This window comes from Phaeocystidibacter luteus (assembly GCF_008933115.1).
GTDB lineage: Bacteria > Bacteroidota > Bacteroidia > Flavobacteriales > Schleiferiaceae > Phaeocystidibacter > Phaeocystidibacter luteus.
The window spans coordinates 1-18046 of record NZ_WBVO01000005.1 but is presented as its reverse complement, the minus strand read 5'-3'; the positions used below and the strand labels follow the sequence as shown (position 1 = coordinate 18046).

Here is an 18046-nt window from a genome sequence, read left to right as displayed (position 1 = left end):
TAAGAATTGTTAGATTTGAAACCAAAGCGCTAAGCGATTCAGTTTTTATTTCAGTACTCTCTCATGATTGCAGCTACCCTCGAGCTAACACCTCACTTTAAAAAACAGGCGAAAAGAGCCGCCATTGGTATCACCATTTACATACTTGTGTACTTGCTCACATTATTGGCGGCGGTGATGCTAGCAATCGGGGCGGCATATGCGGGGATAATGATTATCGTGGCTGCTCCATCAATTATCGGGTTGGTTGTTGGAGTTTCGGTTATCTCGGTCGGCCTAATTGTGCTTGGTGTTCTTGTAGGTGCATTTTTTAGAAAGAAAGAAGAGGATAAATCGATTAAAGAGGAGATTACTGAGCACACACAGCCAGAGCTGTTCAAGTTAATATACGAGGTGGCGGAAGCCGTTGGAACAGATAAACCGAATAAGGTATACTTGACACCGGCGGTGAACGCTGCCGTAATGTTTAACTCCAGCTTTTGGAGCATGTTTGTTCCTACCAAGCGTAACCTCATCATTGGGCTGCCGTTGTTGAGAGCGGTTACTGTAGATGAATTGAAGGGCATCTTAGCCCATGAGTTTGGACACTTTTCGCAAAACTCGATGCGAGTTGGTAGCTATGTGTACAACTTGAATATGATTGTTGTGGGAGTGCTTCAGCCAAATGAAAGGTTCAAAAATGCGGTGTCAAGTTGGGCTAGCTTTAGCATTGTCAGTAGTCTCTTTTCAATGTTTGCTATTTGGATAGTTGGACTCACACAGAAGACTCAAATTGCGCTTTATGATTTGATGAATAAGCGGAACTACGCACTGTCTCGAGAAATGGAGTTTCAAGCCGATACTATCGGAGCTAAGCTGGTAGGCGCGAAGCCAATGATTCGTCCACTTGTTCGATTATCTATGGCGGATAGTGCACTTCAGATGTGTTTTGGCCATCATCAGAAATTCTTCCACAAAACAAAAGAGCTCCCACGAAATGTATTCGATGTTCAATTTGGCGTAATGCGTCTGTTGGCAGAATACAACAATGTTGAAATTGTCGGAGATCTACCGCAACCTTCACTCGCAGCGTCGAACGTCTTCAATGGAACTAAGTTGAAATTTGGTGAGCAGTGGGCAACTCATCCTGACCTAAGTAGCAGGGTTGAAAATATCGAGAAAACGGCCGCTGACATTGAAGACTTAGAATCTCCTATTGCAAGAGTAATTCTACGCGATCCCGAAGAGCTCGAAGTGAGATTCACAAAAAGGGTTTTTGAAGATGTCTACAAGACAGAGAAGGTCGACGAGGTAGAGACAGAAAAGTACTTAGATGGGATACAAAGTGATATTAAAAGCACCAGATACCCCGAGGTGTTTCAGGCTTATTTCGGATATCGAGAACCTCGGTGGTTGCCAGACGCCGAGACAATAGTTCCTACTTCCGATAGTTTAGAATGGAAAGAGCTTTTCAATCCAGAAATACATAAGCTGGCCTTTGAAACCATGTTTTTGGAACAGGACAAAGATTTGCTTATTCAGCTATCTGATAAGTCGAAAACAGGAATCAGCACTTTTGAGTACGACGGCAGGAAGTACAAATGGAAGGAGGCTTCGGCGTTAGCTTCAAAATTGAGCGATGAGCTTCGTGGAAACAAAGAGCAACTTTCGGAGCACGAATCCAGAATGTACAAGTCATTCGCGAATTGGGAACTTCAACATATGAAGGAGAGTGGTCATTTTGGCGAATTGTGGAATTCTGTCGTCAATATGAACCATGAGCTAGACGTTAGTTCGGAGCTCACTAATAAGATGTTTAAGTCGCTAGAATTCTCCACACAGCAGTTAGAGCCGTATCAAATTGAGGCAGGATTTCGCGCATACCGTCCGGTAGAGCTCAAGTTTAAGAAAGAGGTGTCTAAGTTGTTAGAAGCGAAGGAGTTATTGCCAAATATATCTGAAGAGATCTGGAAGGATTTCAATGAGTTTGTAGAGAAGAAATGGTCGTTTTTCAATGGCAGATCATACAATGAGGAAAACTTGAGAAGGTTGTACATGATTCTAAATGACTTCATGCCCGTTTCAATCGAATTGTATGAAGTAAAGAAGCGAAAGTTGCTGAACTACATGGATGAAATTCGTTTGCGTTCCAATCAAAGCGTCGAAGCGGTATAGCAGCCTTCACTAGGGTTGATAATTCTGGATTCAGCACGGTTTTAGAGGAGGGCCACTTGAGCGCCGAAGTGGACATAATGCTTTGATAACGGGGTCGGCTTATGTCATTCACAACACTTTCCCTACCGTTCACAACATTTTGAGTGTCCAACGTGTAGGAAAATGCGCACAGCATGGATTCTTGATGTACATTCGTGTATCTAAAGACCTAGACCTATGAAAACCCAACTCCTCTCTGTGGGATTGCTATGCTCCGTGGCGTTGTCTGCGCAGCATTCAAATTTCCAACAGATCTTCTATCAACTTGAAGAGCTCCCTGGTTTTTACAACTCGTTTATTGAAGAATACACGTACGATGTTAACCAGAACTTGAACCAATCCTTCTTCTACAACCTGCAATCCACCGCGGAGGTCATGGACACCGGCGAATTTAGTGTAGGTATGCTAGCGGGATTGAGCACTGTTTGGCCCACGCACAAGGTGAATGATCCATCTCACCCGTTGTTCAACAATGATAACCTGAGCTTTCAAGGAGCGGAAATTCCGACCTTCTTTAACTCAGGCGATGCGACCATCCGATTCGTCTTTCTTGATCCAAATACGGGAGATGAGGTGGTAAATCCTGAAGACGGTTCGACTGTAGAGTTCATTCTGGAGACTCCAGCCGGGCTGAATCAATTTGCTGGTGCGGTTCCTAGCGCTGCGGTTTCTTTGGGATATGGCGTCGGATATGGAACGGAAGTCCGAGGGTATATCATGCCAAGATTTGGACTAGTTGCTAGTGCCGTTACGGACGAGGTGACCGTATCAAACGACTATGCCTTTGGGGTATCGTTGAAGCACGAGATTACCACATGGATTCCTTATCTCCACAGTCGTGGATGGCATATCTCCGTGGACGGAGCGTACTCCCAACTTACGGCAAGCGTTCGTGGAGCATTTGTGGGTGATCTTGAATCTGAAATCTCAACAGACTTCAGCGATGATTACGAGGTGATTGCCAATGCAGACTTAGAGGGGCTAGATTATGCTTTGAGTACATATGGCTCGCGCCTCTTTGTAAGTAAGACGTTCTCATGGATTGAGATCACTGCTTTTGGTGGGTATTTGTCTAACACCTATTCCATGAATTCTGTAGGCTCAATTGAAGCGACGTTACGTGACAAAAGCGGTACTAATCCGGATACGGACCTTACGCTTGAGGATTTTGCAGACTTCGAAAGAACGAACACAGAACTGTTCTGGGGAGCCTCTACTACCATTGGCAAGGGATGGTTCAGATTCAATTTTTCGTATGCCAATACGGGAAATGAGTTTATCACAACTGGTTTCAACTTCTATTTCTAAAATACACTGTCAATCATGAAAATTACACTAACAAGAGTTTTGGCTCTATTTACATTGTTTGGCGTTTTCGTAACGAACTGTTCCTGTGATGAGGAGGGATGTCCGGGTTCGTATACCTCATGGGTTAAGAGTACACCAGAGGCAATCATCCTTCTTTATCCATCTCGATACGCGAATGACTATGAGTTTTACCGTAACTCTCAGGGTGCGAATGCGCCAATGGAGGTTCATGAGCTGCAGCCAAACCGCGATAATGACTCTCTTGGTATTGATATGAGAGGTGGACGTACTACAGAGGTTAGATTGCTCAATGGGTGGTCTGATGCAAGGACCGGAGCTGGTCTAGTAGATGTGTCTTCTAGCGACGAAGAACTCAGTTGCCCAGAACAGGACGATAGTGAATTGAAAACATACTTTCTAACCACAAATTATGACTCCGTAGCAGTGTCAGGCTGCACCACTCCACCGACCTTTTTGCACCTTGTTCTTGATGATTTGAGAGACTTTGCCAGCGGAACGTATCAATTTCCTGGCTACACTTCAGAGGACTTTTCTGTTAAAGCCAAAGCTTGGTTGATCACTAGCTTGACTGATGATCAGGGACAAGACTTGACAGCTGATCCAGATTGGGAATGCTTTGCAGACAACAAATATACGTTCTCCAAGGATAGCAGAGTGGTTTACAATCCTGGTCAGAAGTATTGTGATCAAGAAGACGAGAATAGGTTTAGTCCTTACGGCGCACTTTTCTTCAGATATTCGGTAACCGCAGAGAATCCCGAGAATCATTCAAACCCAGGAGAGATCAAGATCATCTTACATGCAGAAGGTTATGTTGATGGTATCACAAACGTAGAGTTTATCGTGACTAACTCTTCATTCAATGAAATTTCGGGCACAGTTACAAATGATGGCAGAACAGCGAACTTTGTGATTCAACCGCAATAGTATTCTTAGCAAAGAATTAAATCCCGCTTCGGCGGGATTTTTTATTTCTTCTCAACCACCACAAGCTTGTGTCGCCACAAGTTTTTCTTCAACCCGCGGTATTGATAAAGGCCACTTCGGTGGTTGATTTTCGAGAAACGCTTCATCTTAGGGTGGAGCAGGTTGTTCAATTCAAACAGAGGATAAGAGAATAATCCGCCGCGGTACATGCGCTTCGCGCTTCGCATAATTTGGTCCGTGTAATCTTCAAAGCTGATGATCTTAAAGCCCAATTCTTCAGCGTCAGCCGTGAATGACCCATCCGTCACGATGGTTGTCATTGCCCATGTTTCTTTCCACTTTTCTATGATCGGGTTGTTCAGCGCTAAGGGGTTGTCGGTCAAGAAGTAGGTAGAGATCACTACGCGTCCTCCAGGCTTTAGTATCCTCCTCATTTCTTTTAGGAAGGTCGGCATGTCGGGAGTGTAACATAGGCTTTCACATGTAATCACTACATCGAAAGATTCATCCTCGAAAGAGGTCGCACAAAAGTCCATTTCATGGAAATCGACCTCCTCAGAAACACCCCGCCGCTTGGCCTCTTTTGTGGCTATGTGCACCTGACGTTCTGTTATGGTAATTCCGGTAACCTTCGCTTTGGTCATCTCGTGAATTTGCATGGCGGGGCCGCCCACGCCACAACCTGCGTCTAGAACTCTGTGGCTCGCCTTAATGCCTCCTTTTTCAGCCATTACGACTGTTGTATTGTGAAGCGCTTCAGTAAAACTTCGCGTTGTTTCGTCCCAATACCCATAGTGCATCGAATGGGATTCCTTTAGTTTCCAACCCAATTCATATTGAGTATGAGCAACGTTGTAGTATTCGGCGACATCTTCGTTGGAAAACGACATTCAAAGGGGGCGTTGATTTGTTTGCGTGAAGATAGGGCAAAGTGTCAAATCATTGCCTTACGCACGCATGCTCAACCGGCTTCAACTTCACTATCTTAAACCCAATGAAAATTGCCTTAGCCCAAATTCAATCTGAAGCAGGAGCAGTTGATGCGAACATCAACAAGCACATGGATTACATTGGCAAAGCTGCTGAAAGTGGATGCAAACTCATTGTCTTTCCCGAGTTATCAATTACGGGATACGAGCCGTCTTTAGCCGGAGAGCTGGCATTTACATTGCCAAACTCGAAACTCAACGTATTCCAGCAGGCCAGCGATCAATTCAACATGAACATTGCTGTTGGTCTCCCCCTGAAAACGAGTCGCGGCGTTCAGATTAGTATGGTGGTCTACCATCAACGAAAACCTTCAACGATTTATTCCAAACGCTACCTTCATGACGATGAGCTTCCTTTTTTTGTCAAAGGTGAATCTCAAACCGTATTCAAGATAGGTGAGCGCAAATTCGCGCCTGCTATTTGCTACGAATCAACATTGCACAGGCACGCGGATGAGGTTGCATTGCATGCACCAGATGTTTACACGGCAAGTGTGGCTAAACCCGCAGGAGGAGTGAAGAAGGCCAATCTGCATTACCCAGAAATTGCCGTGAAGTATGGCATGGTTGTGCTAATGGCCAATGCGGTTGGACCTGCAGATAATTTCGTCAACGCGGGTCAATCTGGAGTTTGGACAGCAGACGGGACTCTTGTGGCGAGTTTGGGAGAAAACGAGGAAGGTCTATTGGTTTACGAACTCTAGTATCAGAATTGATACCCAATCCCCAATCGCGCATTTAGCAGCCCACTGTCGAACGCGTAATTCACGTATGGGGCGATTTCAAAGATCAATTGTACGCCTGGATAGGAAGTGAATGGCTTGATTCGAGCTCCAACATCAAATGCATATCCGTTGATGAGGGGAAGGTCGCTCAATGGATTGAAAAAATTCAGGTTAACACCAGCTCCCAGGTAGTAGTTTACATGGGTTTGCCGACTTACGTTTACCATTACGGAGGGTTCCAAGTTCATATGCGCAAAAAAGGTATTCGCCTGAATTCTGAGGTCTCCCCACACGGTGTTTTCGGTGTCTGTACTAATGGATATTTCCGATTGGAAAGGGTAATAGGCTACGGCCACCTGCGCAAAAGTGAAATGCGAAGCGAGAAGGAATGACACGGCGAATAGGACAGCTTTGTGCTTCATGTTACAAGTGTTCTAGGAGTTTGCAATAGGCTGGTTTCGCGCGGTATTGATCGTCGAACATCAGCGGATAGTCATCCCTGGCGAAGTAGCTTCGAATCCAGGAATCGGCATCGCCTACGCCCCAGAAGGTAATACCGTATTGGAATTGCGATGGGACTTGTCGATAGGCTTGAAAGATCTGGAGAATCACGTTAGCCTGGCGATTTAAATCGGTCTCAGATGCTTGAGGCATTTCGCGTCCGAAGGGATTCATGGAAACGTCTAGTTCGGACACGTGGACGCTGAATCCGGACCTCCAGATTTCGTTCATTGTGTTTACGAATTCCGACACTTCCGGAAAGCCGATGAAAATATGACCCTGCATGCCGATACCATCGATGGGCACGCCTTTAGCGCGAAGGTCGGTCAGTAACGTCATTACCGCACGCCGCTTTTTCGGATTGAGGGCGAGGGAATAGTCGTTGTAAAAGAGTTTGGCATCGGGATCCGCTTCGCGGGCATACCGAAAGGCCTTTTCGATGTAGGACGATCCGAGATGCTCATGCCAAACGGTGCTTCGCATGGTTCCGTCGTCGTTGAACGCCTCATTTACGACGTCCCAACCCGATACTTGACCCCGAAAATGGGTGACAATGGTTTGAACATGGTCTTTTAAGAGCGCATCCCAGGCGGCACGATCACCTTCAAAATTGATGATCCATTGTGGAAGCTGTTGATGCCAAATGAGGGTGTGCCCGTGGAGGCGTTTGTTGTTCGCTTCGCAATATCGTGCGAGGCTATCGGCCTCTCCCCAGAAGTAGACTCCTTCAAAGGGGTGCAGGTGCTCGGGCTTCATGATGGTTTCGGCAGTGATGCTGTTGTATTGACCCTGGACGATGTTGGAATAGGGAGGGAGGTTGTAGAGTGCTTCAGGTTCGACAGCAACGCCGACGGGGAAATTCACTTTTTGATAAAGCCGACCACTGGAGAGGTCGCATGGTTCGACGTTTCCTTTGGAGCATGCAAGCGCTAAAAGGGAAGCGGGAAGGAGTATGAGTTTTTTGAGTGACATCGAGTGTAGCTGTGCATTGAAGTTAAGCTTATTCTTTGTCTTGAAATTGAAGGGGGCGGTGGAGGAGGCGTTGGAGGGCGTTGGAAGGAGGTGTAGGATGGATGGGGTTCGCGGTAAACGGGCCGTCTCTCTCTCCTAAGGGGCGTTACCCCTCTCCCCGGTCTCAAGTTCGTGAAATTGACATGGAATTTTTAAATCTCAGACGCTCATTTTGGGAACCCGTTTGAAAACGTAAGTAAACGTTTAACTCACGACTCGGGTGGTGGAATTATCGGAACTTGATGGTGGGGCAGCGGGCGCTGTCCCCAGGGGGCGAGCGCCTCATCCAAAACAAAACAATCAAACCAAGACATCAATAGCGAAGCCACGCCAATCGAAGTCACGCCAATCGAAGACCCCCTTAGCCAAGCTCCCCCAACCAAGCTCCCCCAACCAAAACTCCTAATCAATCACCTCAACCCGAGCCCCTGCCTCTCCCGAATCAGCTTCGCCTCTCGGGATTCCTCCTTGCAGTCAGCACATCAGTCCACTAGTCCGACCATCCAACCCTCTAACCCTCTTGCCCTCCAACCCTGTCCCGAATCTGCTTCGCCTCTCTGGATTCCTCCTTGCAGTCGGAACCTCCAATTCCCAATTCTCTAGATTCTCATGTTGACTCCAGATCTCGAACGTGGGATTGCCTAAATCTTCGCCTCTGAAACCGAGTCCGTTATCGGTAAGCTATTATAAATCAGGCGTTTTTAATTCTCCTTCCAATAAATAAGCCTACCTTTGTGGCTTCCATCCTTAGCGGGATTATTGTTAAGCATCATTCCCTTCGCACAGATTTAGCTAAGTATCGAAGTTTATTTAGCTGGAATATTGTCTTTAACATCAAGGAATCACATCTGCCAGCAGCCCCAGAATGGAGCGCTGCAAATCAACAACCATTTACACCTCTCACATTCGGAACTCAATTCAATTTGATTCCTGAGGTCAGCAGAAAGCGGATGTCTGCAGAAGCACTTGCGCCTGTTTCATTTTTTATGGCGCTTCAACGTAGAATCTATTATGACTAGAAATACTAAACGACCTGCCGTTAAAAGCAGATCGAGAAATACAAAACAACAGAGACCCTCAAAGGGGAAGAAGAGCTCGATTAATGTAAATCAGCTTACACAGAAGGCCACAGAGCGACCCGAGGCCAAGGTATACGAATCAGGCCGAAGCTTCGCGGAAATGCCTTTAGATGGACGCCTATTGCGAGCTATCGCAAAGAAAGGATTTGAGAAGCCTACCGAGATTCAAGATAAAACCATTGAGCCGTTGCTCAAAGGACGTGACCTCATGGGAGTGGCGCAAACCGGCACGGGTAAGACTGGCGCCTTTTTGATTCCACTAATCAACCGATTGCTCTCCGGAAAGGAGAAGTTTCAAGTCCTCGTTTTAGCCCCAACCAGAGAGCTAGCCGTTCAAATTGATGAGGAGTTTAAGAGCTTGACTGCCGGACTTAGACTTTACAGCCAGTGCTTCATTGGCGGAACGAATATCAACCGCGATCTCCAAACACTCAGAAGAAGCAGTCATGTGGTGATTGGTACGCCGGGCCGACTTTTGGATTTGAGTCAGCGCAAGGCACTTCGATTTAGCGACTTTGATATTTTGATTCTCGATGAGTTTGACCGCATGCTCGACATGGGATTCAATAAAGATGTGCAGCGCATTACAGTGTCTATGCAGAAAAGAAAGCAGACCTTGTTGTTTTCGGCTACAGTTGACCACAAGCAAAAGGGCTTAATTGATCAATTGCTTAGAAATCCAATTGAGGTGAAGGTGAGCAATGGCGAAACCACCGGTAAGCACATTGATCAAGAAATCATCAAGGTGGCTGAGGGCCAAGACAAGTTTGGTATGCTGAAAGAACTCTTGGCCCAGCCAGGGTTTGATAAGGTGCTCGTCTTTGCCGAAACAAAACGATGGGTGAGCAGAGTAAACAAGAAACTCACTCAATCCGGATTTTCATCTGATGAGATTCACGGAAACAAGTCACAGAACTACCGCCAAAACGCGCTGAAGAAATTTAGCAAAGGCGGGATACAAATTTTGGTAGCTACCGATGTAGCGGCAAGGGGGCTTGACGTGTCTGATGTAACGCACGTCATCAACTACCAACTGCCCGCTAGTATCGACAGTTACATTCACAGAATCGGAAGAACAGGTAGAGCCGGTAAAAATGGTAAGGCTTATACTTTTATTAATTAAAACCAGCATTGAAAGTAATTTATGGGAAGATCACAGGAAACCTATAACAAGAAAGAAAGAGAGAAGAAGAAGTTGCAAAAGAAGGAGGCTAAGGCTAAACGCAAAGCAGAAAGACAAGCGAATAGCGATAGCACTGGCGACAACTTCACGTACGTAGATAAGTTTGGAAACTTCTCTGACACTCCACCGCCACCAGCGGAAAAAACAAAGGCCGAGGACATCATCATTGGAACTCCAAAGAAGGAAGACCGCATGGATGAAGAGGAATTGGCAACGGAGCGTTCAGGCGTTGTAACATTCTTCAACGATGGCAAAGGATATGGTTTCATCAAGGACAAAGTGAGTCAGGAAAGCATCTTCGTTCACGTGAACAACACCACAGAAACCATCATTGAGGGGAACCTTGTGACTTTCGAAATCGAAAAGGGACCTAAGGGTCCAACGGCCGTAAATGTTGCTGTGAAGCGATAGGCCGACACCTTTTATAGTGCGAAAACACTTCTAACTGTTTCTGCACCAATCAGCTGAAAAACTGATAAAACTTGAGAGTGAGGTAGTGGGAGCTGTCTAGGTACAACTCCCCTGCCATATCTCACTCCAGTATCCTCACCGGCTTCTTATTCTCGTCCAAGGCCACAAATGTGAACTCACCACTCACCGCCTTCTCTCGTTCGTCGGAGTACATCTGCTCCACGAAGATGTCCACCCTCACCTTCAAGCTTGTATTGCCCAAGTATGTCACTTTGCCCACGAGCTCAACGATCGTTGCTGCCGGAATTGGCTTGGTGAAATCTATTCGATCGCTGCTTACTGTAACCATACGCTGACGGCTAAATCGCGTGGCTGTGATGAAGGCCACCTCGTCCATCAGCTGCATAGCAGTCCCTCCAAAGAGCGTGTCGTAATGGTTGGTCGTATTCGGAAATACGGCTTTAAAAATTCTGGTTTCCGATTGGGCGATTTTGGCTTCTCGTGTTGACATATTTGATAATCAATTGGTCTTTGATATTGACACGTTTTCTACAAAGTAGTTTCCGTTTTGTTCCTGAATTATCACGAAATACACTCCTTCAGCTAAATGACTCAGATTGAGAACTGATCCATTTGGTTTATGAGCTGGTATAACCACTCTGCCCGACATGTCAATTATGGTTACGCTCTCAATTTGGAGGGATGGAGCGAGATTTATTTTGCCGCTAGATGGATTTGGATATATGAAAGTGTTGGGCTGTTCTTCGCGAATGGATACCGTTTGGACTTCAAAACACTCTGAGGTATCCGTGCAGCCATTGGTCGTTATCGCTAGGGCATATGAACCATTCGCGACTGGAGTAAATACGCTTTGGTTGGCGCCCGGGATTGTTGCAAACCCACTATCGCACGCCAACCATTGGTAAGATGAAGCCGAGGAGTCGAGGGCCATTAAGCTGGGGTCAGTAACAAGAACGGCAGTGTCTGATAGCTGTTGGAAAACGAGCCTCACTACGGAATCACATCCTGAGGAAGATGAGACAATGACCGTGGCTTGCGGATTGCTCTCAAAATAGGTGACGCCATCAATCCAGGTATAAGGCCCACAAGCTGATACCGAATCGTACGTCAGGCTTGAGCATTTTGAAAAGGAATAAACAGCTCCTGCACCTTGAACTCCAGAATGGTCTTCCTGAGTCGAGCTAGTTATGAGTGAGTCATAGATTGCGACCGATTGTCCGAATAGGGAAGATTGCTGACGATTTGCGCCAGCTGTGAGTTTCTGGATTAGAGACCATCGTCCAGAATTGTTACGTCGATATAAGTATGTTGAACCAGAGTTGTTTATGTGATTTAGCCCAGAAGTGTCATGGTCCTCATATATCGCTCCCACAACCATGAAATTATCTGAAATGGCAACCGACCTACCAAAAGTATCTCCATTTTGACGGTCTGCTGGAGTAAGTTTCTGTAAAAAGTTCCATGTGCCGTTTGGTGCCCGTTCATAAACGTGAACGGCACCTGCACCGCCAAGTGGGTTCTGCCCCAAAGAATCGAGCGTTTCTCTTGAATGACCTATAGCCATGAACCTGCCAGTTATAGCTACAGATTCACCTAAAAACTCTCCATTGTTTGGATTTGCATCGGTAACACGAAGTACCTCAACATATTCGCCAAAGCGGTTTTCAGAGAACAAATATGCCGCTCCCACATTCTGGAGATTTAAAGCAGGAATAGATTCATTTGGTGCCCCAACGATAATATGACCTTTTTCAATGCTAACGCTCCAACCGAACAAGGCCGTTTCTTTGCGCACTGAAGGGTTCAAGATTTGCTTCTCCACAAATAGGCCAGAAATAGTATCAAGCTCGAAGATATATGCCGAACCCGCATTGTTGAGAAGGTTTTGCCCGTTCAGATCAAGGCTTGTTAGGGCTCCTACTACGAGTTGACCATCGCTCAAATCAACGGATCTACCGAATTCGTCAGAAACGTTACGAGCGTTGGGCTGAACAACCTGGGTTTCAATCCAAGCACCAGATGAATCACGCACGAAAATATGAACTGAACCGGACGAAATCACTCGTGCTCCACCTGTTGCATTTTCATCTTGTAAGTAGGCGCCGACCGCGATTATACCGTTGTCAATCGCCACCGAATAGCCAAATCTGTCATGCACCCCCTTGAGGGTGGCAAATAACTCTGCAGTATATACCCAGCTAGAGCCAACTCTCTCGTAAATAAAGACAGAGCCAGTGCGTTGTATGGAATTAGATGAACCTCCATTGAACGTGGTCATTGGCGATCCAACAACCAAGTATTTGCCATCGGTGGCCATCGAGACACCATACCCTTCCGAGAAAACAGGGTTTGGCGCTTGTATTCGTTCAGTTTGCCAAGCAGGGTTTTGTGCGCGCAATGAAAAAGAAGATGCGATGGCAAGTATAAAGAGAGAGAATATTCGCATAGTGAAAGACTGAATACTTATTCGGTGAAGATAGGAACTATCACCCAACTGATGCCTGCCGAGCGATAGCATACTGAACACACCCAATAGCATCAATCATATATCTATTTATATGCATTGTATTAAAACTATAAATAAAATTATATCAATCACATCCCGTTACTTTGTCGTGTTGTTAAGGTGTTGAAAATGAGAATGTCTCCATTTCCAATCCTAAATCAACAGTCGTTTTTTCACTTAAGAACCCATACCCATGAAGAATTATCAATTTCGACTGATCGACAGTACCTACAGCTCTGAGGACGCTTCCGAGTTATTGATGGCCCTCGTATCTGAAAAAATCCGATTCTTGAATGAAAAGATTTCCACGCTCGAGACGGGTTCTGAACAGAAAACGCATCACCTCGAAACACGTATTCGTGAATTGAAGTCGGAGCTGCGCACCCTAGAACTCATGCTCGATGAGTACGATGGCGAAGAGGCTGATTTTGGCATACGTTGCTCGGTGCAGATGTCGGTAAAGACACCTGTAATTTCCGCTTAAACCCTGAAAGCTGACCTATCGCGGGGTGATTTATTTTTGAGCTTGTCCACGCTTTGTCCACGCTCAATCAACACATTGTGTTGCTGTAGGCCATAATTTTGGGTGGGTACAATTATGTACCTTGTGTCTACTACTAATCACTCTTGCCAATGAGGTCCTCTGCGATATTCTGGACCTTAGCGTTCCCGCTTGTGCTGCTGTGCAGTTTCAACCCTTCTCCTGCTTTAGGTCAGAGCACGGAGCTGGATAGTCTATACCAAGTGTTGGCCGAGGGTGAGTTTGTAACCCATCATCACAATCCGGACACAACTCAGTAAATTGTTAGTCATAACTATTGATTTAAGGTAGGACTCTGAAGTTGCCAAGATCTAGGAGTGAAGAGGAAGTCTGAGTTAAATCGGGATTCCAGACGGTCTTAGGGAGCCTTTCCACACAAGATGCGTGCATGAAGTGTCAACGGAACGACACGCTTGCTTGCCATCAGGTAGAACCTTCTTTAATTCAGAGTTCTGTCGTTGTATTGATGAACAGTATGAGAATGAACCTCTTAGCGCGGGATGTGAATTATTCCCGAACATCTTTTGGTATCATGCAGATCACTTGGGCAGTACGGAGTTCGTGACCGACCTCTTAGGCATGCCATACGAGCATTACTTCTACTTGCCGTTTGGTGAAATGGTGGTCGCTCAGCATCAAAACAACGATGGGTATAGTAACCCGTACAAGTTTACGGCCGCAGAACACGACCCGGAAACAGGCCTCGTGTACATGGGAGCGCGCTTCTACGATCCGAAGGCGAGTATGTGGTTGTCAGCGGATCCACTTTCCCACCTACGTGAATGGTTAACGCCATATAACTACGTGAGGAACAATCCGGTGATGTTTGTGGATCCTACGGGGTTGAGTGATTTGAGCAGGGAATCTGGTCCAGAAGGGGGGGGGCTCCAGAAATATGGTGGGATGACAATGAATATAACTTTCCAGAACATGGAGTGAATAGCACACTGGCTACTGGAAACTATCATCATGAGAGGCTCGACAACCCTAACGGAAGGAGGATAATTATGGGTCAAAAGAACCGTATTGAGCATAATGACTATCGATAGTGGGATCGCCCTGGCGGTGAAGAGGGATATTATTATTGGTTTAAGCGGGATGCAACGCAACCTGGGGGCGGGCACTATATGCGAACTAGAATTAAGAGAATTACAGAAGACGTAATTGTAAATGTTGAAATTGACGAGGTTGAAACCGGAACAACGACTAGTGCTACACGAGTATCGGCTTCACAACAAACATGGTTAGGTCCAACTCGTGTGAATAGTACGCGGCCCACTTCCGATATAATGACAACCCCGGTGCGCGGCGGCACCAATTCAACTTTCAATCAAACAGCGACTATTAGGTCGAGGGGAAATATTCAAATTCAAAGTATTACTTGGCTTTACAGTAGTGCCCAAGATGGGAGTGTTACAGACAATTTTAATATGAGAACTTTTCGGAATAATGCGACAATCGCTGGTGTATTTTTTCAGACTACAATTCTTAACAATGGGAACTGGACTCTGGATATTATTACCGTTTTCAGAAATAGGATTCGAGTACTTGTGCCGGCAATTGAAGTGCCAGAAATGAATATTACACCTGTTAATGATGTTGATGAACCTTTTAAATTTGAGCAACAGGAAAGTTGGAGGTTTATAGACAGAGGTCAGAACTAATTTATCTATTATGAATAAGTGTGCAATTCTCGTGGTGTTTATGCTGATGATCAATGTACTCAGTGCTCAGAGTTCAAATGTTTGCGAGCAATTTAGAGAATCAAATTGGACACCATTAAAGGGCAGTGATAAGACTTACTATCGTCTCACCGAAGAAGATTCAATAGTTCTGGATTTATATGATCCAGGGTTGAATGAATACTCAGAACTTGTTTTTCAGAGGAATCCTGTACGATTTAAAAGGGAGCTTCAATGGAATTGCTCCATGCAAATTCCGATGAGAATAGAGTATGTGAATGAGCTGGATGAGCGTGTGATTATTCAGATTACTGAAGATGCGAGGATTTTAGGATACGATATCCAGAGAAATGACAGCTCTTGGTCATATAACCTTCATGTAAACGGATGGCCTGAATCCCAGATCGTTACTAATCAACAGTTAGACATAACTGGAATGATAGACCAGGAGAGCATCGTTTCTTTCCGAGAATGGTCCAAGGATGGACTTGTCATAAGAAATGACACGGTTTATGGAGATAGTATTCATTGGGTATATACATATTACTCTGATGGCACTCTCAAGGAGGCCTATCAAGTCAGAAACGTATTTAATTACGCTGGAGAGTACCGTCGCTATCACAAGAACGGCGTATTAGCTGTGAAGGGTCAGTTTGACAGTGGAAATGAACAATCTCGAATTGGAATTTGGTACCACTATACCAAAGATTCTAACTTACTTAAAACAGTCGACTATTCCACTCGACCCCCAGAAGAGCATAGTTGGAAAGATGAATAGTTCGTATTGATTTAGCATGTACGTCTTCAAAGAACTCGGACACAACGATTCTAAAAATAAGTTAGAGTTTGATCATTTCCATGTAACCCGTCAGTACAATTCAGACTCAACTAGTGATTGATAGGTCATTCTTCTAGCTTAGAACTTTAAACGGAGAGGGTGCGTGTGAGGACAGAAGCTCAAAGGCGAGATAAGGACATCAATACACAGGTCATCAAGAAAGGCAAGTTTGGCATGAAATGAATGCATTAATATTTGAACCTTAGAGTTATGAATAGAGCATGTCTTGTTTTATTCTTTATGTCATCAATCATATTATCCGCTCAAGGTGGATGGAATATTGGATACTTTTCTGATTTCAGTTTATCAGATGAACTGGAAGGCAAATGAAATACCCAATCTTATTATTGATAGTGCTTTTTGAAGTAATCGGATGTAGCAGTAGTGGGACTCAAAATAGGGATGGAGACACTCCGCGAGGACAATCTCAAATTGGAGGAAGTGAATATTTTGATACTATCTATAACCAAAATGATACATTGGTTTTGACTAAATCGGATTCTTCTAAGCTCGTGACTACTTTACTTTGGGGATTAGCAGGAAGTTTTGTGAATGAAGGTGTTGATACATTGCCCTTGTTGATGCACCAAAAACTAGAAGGGACACTAATTGGAAATTCATTCATTGTTTTGGGCAGCTGCGGTTCGGCGTGTACGTATGCTTATGTAGTTAAATTCGATAGAAACGTCAATTCTGGTCAATTCTATCACTCTCCCCTGTTACTTGATAAAAAGCAAGAACGTTTAGTATATCAAGGTGAATCTGCTGATCAGCTAGCCGACGTATTAGATCTGAAAGATGGAAGTGAGGATGTGATAGATGTCGAATTTGATATTAATCATAGGCCAATGAAATTAGCTATTGATACGGCATATTTTAATTCTGATGGCCTGTATCTCTCTTGGAAGTATAATGGGAAGGTGTTGAGTAGGACATTTGCTGTTGATTGATAGGTCGGCTTCTCCAAAATTGAAGGCTTCAAGCCCATCCTTCTACTTCCAGCATAAATAAATGGCTATAGTCGAGCTGGAGAGATTACAACTAATCGGTGAAAATATTTTGAAAGACAAAACATGATAATTGAAGTACTTCTCTTGATAAGCAGCAATTTTTTGCTGCCTGATAGTGAAATGGGATGTGTTGAGAATGAGGAGTTCAGGGTTCATTTTTTCAATAATATTGATAATGTAGAGTCCTACACTTTAGGAGTGGCAAATTCAAGAGGGCAAAAAATTAGCAGTGTTGAGTTTTTGGAGTCTCTAGATTCGCTTTCAGTGTACACGGATGTTGATATAGGTGTAGTAATGAACTATTCGATCGAGTATCCAAACATGAATATCTTTTTGTCAGAGAAAAGAAAATGGCTCGCGTGGTATTTTGAGCATAACTGCGAGAATCTGAGTTGGACTTTCAGGGCGAGAGAATAGTGAAGGGAGAGAGTAATGAGATCCGAACTAACTGTAGGAACCCACTTTCTTGGGTATGCATGTGTTTTCTAGTAGTTCCCAATAGCTCCGTATCGGGATTTTGCAAGTTCAACGAGGGCTCGAACCAATCCCGTGCGTACGGGACTCTTCCCGGTTTTACACGGACCACCTCTGTGCAGTTGGGACAGGCACGCTGACTCTAACTAACCCAGCTAAAACACCTGTCAACTCTACACCTTGAATCATCTTCTCAATAAGCGATCTGTTTTTCTGTCGCTTTATCCAGCGTTCAATCCGAACGGCTTCATTCCGGTCTTCTGAGCACTCAAAAACAACCGCTAAAATCCATGGTCGATGTTTGGACGTGTAGGTCGTCCTTTCAGAGTTGTTGTGCTGGTGTAACCGCTGCTGATAATTGTGCGTGTAGCCAACATAGTACTTGTCGGAAGATTGAGAGTAAAGAATGTAGATGTAATACATGGTTTGGTTTTCCATGAATGTATGAAGGGAAAAGTGCTTAAGGTGGAATCTCACCAGGTGAAATGCAAAAAGCCCGGCATTCGACAAGCTTTTGTTGCTCCTCCTTCTGGATAGCTTCGCGTCGGGTGATCTTCCGATTAATCCCGCACTTGCGGGACTCTAACCCCTGTCCCGCCTATGCGGGGAATTGAGCTAAGGGTATA

At 45.0% G+C, this 18046-nt stretch carries 19 protein-coding genes; 13 read left to right on the top strand and 6 right to left on the bottom strand.

Features of this window, described 5'->3' with window-relative positions:
• Positions 1–63: 63 nt before the first annotated feature.
• The 3 genes from F8C67_RS07480 to F8C67_RS07470 all read left to right on the top strand — a co-directional run bounded on the left by F8C67_RS07480 (position 64) and on the right by F8C67_RS07470 (position 4449).
• Entirely contained in the window at positions 64–2154 is a 2091-nt protein-coding gene (locus F8C67_RS07480) for a M48 family metallopeptidase (RefSeq protein WP_151667213.1), read from the top strand.
• Positions 2155–2370: 216 nt separating this feature from the next.
• Positions 2371–3501, top strand: coding sequence for a DUF6588 family protein (locus tag F8C67_RS07475; protein WP_151667212.1), 1131 nt, complete (start codon positions 2371–2373; stop codon positions 3499–3501).
• A gap of 15 nt (positions 3502–3516) precedes the next feature.
• Entirely contained in the window at positions 3517–4449 is a 933-nt protein-coding gene (locus F8C67_RS07470; protein ID WP_151667211.1) for a hypothetical protein, read from the top strand.
• A gap of 41 nt (positions 4450–4490) precedes the next feature.
• Here the strand turns inward: F8C67_RS07470 and F8C67_RS07465 are convergent, their stop codons facing one another.
• A complete protein-coding gene (locus F8C67_RS07465) occupies positions 4491–5339 on the bottom strand; it encodes a class I SAM-dependent methyltransferase (RefSeq protein ID WP_151667210.1) in 849 nt (282 codons plus the stop codon).
• Positions 5340–5443: 104 nt separating this feature from the next.
• Between F8C67_RS07465 and F8C67_RS07460 the strand changes: the two genes are divergently transcribed.
• Positions 5444–6142 (top strand): carbon-nitrogen hydrolase family protein, encoded by a 699-nt coding sequence (locus F8C67_RS07460; protein ID WP_151667209.1) that lies wholly within the window; start codon positions 5444–5446, stop codon positions 6140–6142.
• Between the two features lie 2 nt (positions 6143–6144).
• Here the strand turns inward: F8C67_RS07460 and F8C67_RS07455 are convergent, their stop codons facing one another.
• Positions 6145–6585 carry a hypothetical protein gene (locus tag F8C67_RS07455; protein WP_151667208.1) on the bottom strand — a complete coding sequence of 147 codons (441 nt, stop codon included), beginning with the start codon at positions 6583–6585 and terminating at the stop codon, positions 6145–6147.
• 1 nt (position 6586) lies between these two features.
• Entirely contained in the window at positions 6587–7636 is a 1050-nt protein-coding gene (locus F8C67_RS07450) for an endo-1,4-beta-xylanase (protein ID WP_151667207.1), read from the bottom strand.
• Positions 7637–8409: 773 nt separating this feature from the next.
• On the opposite strand from F8C67_RS07450, the gene F8C67_RS07445 reads away from it, so the two are divergent.
• The 3 genes from F8C67_RS07445 to F8C67_RS07435 are packed head-to-tail and all read left to right on the top strand — an operon-like array spanning position 8410 to position 10348.
• Positions 8410–8694, top strand: coding sequence for a hypothetical protein (locus tag F8C67_RS07445; protein ID WP_151667206.1), 285 nt, complete (start codon positions 8410–8412; stop codon positions 8692–8694).
• Positions 8687–9877 (top strand): DEAD/DEAH box helicase, encoded by a 1191-nt coding sequence (locus tag F8C67_RS07440; RefSeq protein WP_151667205.1) that lies wholly within the window; start codon positions 8687–8689, stop codon positions 9875–9877. The genes F8C67_RS07445 and F8C67_RS07440 overlap by 8 nt, the downstream gene beginning before the upstream one ends.
• 21 nt (positions 9878–9898) lie before the next feature.
• The gene (locus F8C67_RS07435; RefSeq protein ID WP_151667204.1) at positions 9899–10348 is read left to right on the top strand and encodes a cold-shock protein; all 450 of its coding nucleotides are present in this window, start codon (positions 9899–9901) and stop codon (positions 10346–10348) included.
• A 121-nt stretch (positions 10349–10469) separates the two neighbouring features.
• Here F8C67_RS07435 and F8C67_RS07430 read toward each other — a convergent pair whose 3' ends face one another.
• Together F8C67_RS07430 and F8C67_RS07425 are read right to left on the bottom strand one after the other, a co-directional pair.
• Positions 10470–10859: an acyl-CoA thioesterase gene (locus F8C67_RS07430; protein WP_151667203.1), complete on the bottom strand. Its 390-nt coding sequence runs from the start codon at positions 10857–10859 to the stop codon at positions 10470–10472.
• A gap of 9 nt (positions 10860–10868) precedes the next feature.
• The gene (locus tag F8C67_RS07425) at positions 10869–12815 is read right to left on the bottom strand and encodes a T9SS type A sorting domain-containing protein (RefSeq protein ID WP_170266394.1); all 1947 of its coding nucleotides are present in this window, start codon (positions 12813–12815) and stop codon (positions 10869–10871) included.
• 253 nt (positions 12816–13068) lie between these two features.
• Here F8C67_RS07425 and F8C67_RS07420 point away from each other — a divergent pair, with 253 nt between their 5' ends.
• The 6 genes from F8C67_RS07420 (at position 13069) to F8C67_RS07395 (ending at position 17363) form a co-directional block, all read left to right on the top strand.
• Positions 13069–13359, top strand: coding sequence for a hypothetical protein (locus tag F8C67_RS07420; protein ID WP_151667201.1), 291 nt, complete (start codon positions 13069–13071; stop codon positions 13357–13359).
• Between the two features lie 450 nt (positions 13360–13809).
• The gene (locus F8C67_RS07415) at positions 13810–14355 is read left to right on the top strand and encodes an RHS repeat domain-containing protein (RefSeq protein ID WP_151667200.1); all 546 of its coding nucleotides are present in this window, start codon (positions 13810–13812) and stop codon (positions 14353–14355) included.
• Positions 14356–14543: 188 nt separating this feature from the next.
• On the top strand, positions 14544–15080 hold the full coding sequence (locus F8C67_RS07410) for a hypothetical protein (RefSeq protein ID WP_151667199.1): 537 nt from the start codon (positions 14544–14546) through the stop codon (positions 15078–15080).
• Between the two features lie 10 nt (positions 15081–15090).
• On the top strand, positions 15091–15876 hold the full coding sequence (locus F8C67_RS07405) for a toxin-antitoxin system YwqK family antitoxin (protein ID WP_151667198.1): 786 nt from the start codon (positions 15091–15093) through the stop codon (positions 15874–15876).
• A 386-nt stretch (positions 15877–16262) separates the two neighbouring features.
• Positions 16263–16886 (top strand): hypothetical protein, encoded by a 624-nt coding sequence (locus tag F8C67_RS07400; protein ID WP_151667197.1) that lies wholly within the window; start codon positions 16263–16265, stop codon positions 16884–16886.
• A 123-nt stretch (positions 16887–17009) separates the two neighbouring features.
• Positions 17010–17363, top strand: coding sequence for a hypothetical protein (locus tag F8C67_RS07395; protein ID WP_151667196.1), 354 nt, complete (start codon positions 17010–17012; stop codon positions 17361–17363).
• A 156-nt stretch (positions 17364–17519) separates the two neighbouring features.
• Here the strand turns inward: F8C67_RS07395 and F8C67_RS07390 are convergent, their stop codons facing one another.
• Positions 17520–17858, bottom strand: coding sequence for a GIY-YIG nuclease family protein (locus tag F8C67_RS07390; protein WP_151667195.1), 339 nt, complete (start codon positions 17856–17858; stop codon positions 17520–17522).
• Positions 17859–18046: the final 188 nt, after the last annotated feature.